The following is a 1,596-nucleotide window of genomic DNA, read 5'->3' as shown; positions in this document are numbered from 1 at the left end:
AGTGCTCCATAATTGTTAGACAAGAAATCTAACAGTTATGGAGCACTTTTTCTATGGTCAAATATAGTTCAGAATTAAAAGCAGAAGTCGTTAGTGAATATCCTCAAGGTGACATTAGTATCAGTCTTCTTTCAAAGAAACGTAACTTGCCTCGAATACAAGTAGGTAGATGGATACAAAACTTTCGTTTGAGCGGCGCAGACGCTCTTAAACGAAGAAGAGTTAAACGAAGTTTCTAAGTTGAGTTTAAAGTTGATGTGATAAACTACTATCAAACTCATGATGAAACTTTAGCCGAAGTATCCGCAAAATTTGATGTTAATTCTTGTCAAATCAGTCTTTGGAGGACAGCCTTCAATCAGTATGGTATAGAAGCCTTGAATCCTCATCCGAAAGGCAGAAAAACCAAAGTGAAACATAATAAGAAGAAATTACGTAAGTTAGTAAACAAGAACGAAATCGATCAACTTCGTGAAGAATTGACGAAAAAGAATCAAGAATTATATGATGCAAAATTGGAGAACGAAATCTTAAAAAAATCAATGACCCTGTTTGGAACCTCAAAGGACGAAAGAAAACACAAATAGTTGATCAGATCAGGGTCGAACAAGAGTCTCTTCCGAAATCTAACCGGTATAAAGTCGGCGATATTCTTAAGACCATTGGACTTAAGAAAGCGACTTATCATGATGAACGTAAACGTATCAAAAATTATGTAGATAAGTATGAAGATGTAAAAGTAGAGATACTAAAAATTGCCGAAAGCGGAAGATATCGCGGACGTCTAACCTACGGTTATCGTCGCGTTCAAGAAGAGCTCATTAAATTAGATATCCATCTATCAGACGCCGTAGTGCGTCGTTTGATGGATGAATTAAATGTTCAAGTAAGCCTTTATAACCGCCACAGAAATGGTAGATATTCATCTTATAAAGGTACAGTTGGAAAAGTGGCCCGTAACGTTCTACATCAGCATTTTAATGAAACCGTACCTTTCAAAGTATTACATACCGATGTTACACAAGTACGCTTGGCCGATACTAAGTGGGCTTACGTTTCAGCTATTACTGACGAAGCAAGCAAGGAAGTTTTAGCATTTCAAGTAAGTAATAGTCCTAACAGTAAACTAATTATGGATACACTCGATGAACTCACAGAAAATATTCCGGAAGGAATAAAACCAATAATTCATTCAGATCAAGGTTGGCATTATCAATTGAATTACTATACCGATAAACTCTCTGAAAAAAAATTTATACAAAGCATGTCTCGTAAGGGAAACTGTCTTGATAATGCGCCAATTGAAAGCTTCTTTCATCTTCTTAAAACAGAATGTCTTAATGGATTTCCACAGTGTAAAGATATTGGAGAATTCAAGGAAATCACAAAGAATTACGTCGATTGGTTTAACAATCGACGAATATCACAGAAAACAAAAGGCATGACTCCCTGCGAATACAGGGAACATGCCTTAGCAGTTTAAAAATATTCAATTTTGTCTAACTTTTGTGTTGCACTTCATTTATTTTCCCTTTTTAATGGTCTTAATGACTTGGTATAAACTTATTAAGAGTTGGAATAAAGTTAATAGATTTA

Annotated in this window: 1 protein-coding gene and 1 pseudogene; both read left to right on the top strand. The window is 35.2% G+C overall.

Features of this window, described 5'->3' with window-relative positions; genetic code table 11:
• Positions 1–53: 53 nt before the first annotated feature.
• Positions 54–587 (top strand): annotated as a pseudogene (locus tag FHL06_RS15045) (helix-turn-helix domain-containing protein).
• The gene (locus FHL06_RS12785) at positions 515–1,483 is read left to right on the top strand and encodes an IS3 family transposase (RefSeq protein WP_337692573.1); all 969 of its coding nucleotides are present in this window, start codon (positions 515–517) and stop codon (positions 1,481–1,483) included. The pseudogene FHL06_RS15045 and the gene FHL06_RS12785 overlap by 73 nt, the downstream one beginning before the upstream one ends.
• Positions 1,484–1,596 lie beyond the last annotated feature (113 nt).

It is taken from the genome of Companilactobacillus halodurans, assembly GCF_009600985.1.
Classification (GTDB): Bacteria; Bacillota; Bacilli; order Lactobacillales; family Lactobacillaceae; genus Companilactobacillus; species Companilactobacillus halodurans.
The sequence above is the reverse complement of the archived record's forward strand: the minus strand, read 5'-3'. Positions and strand labels throughout refer to the sequence as shown.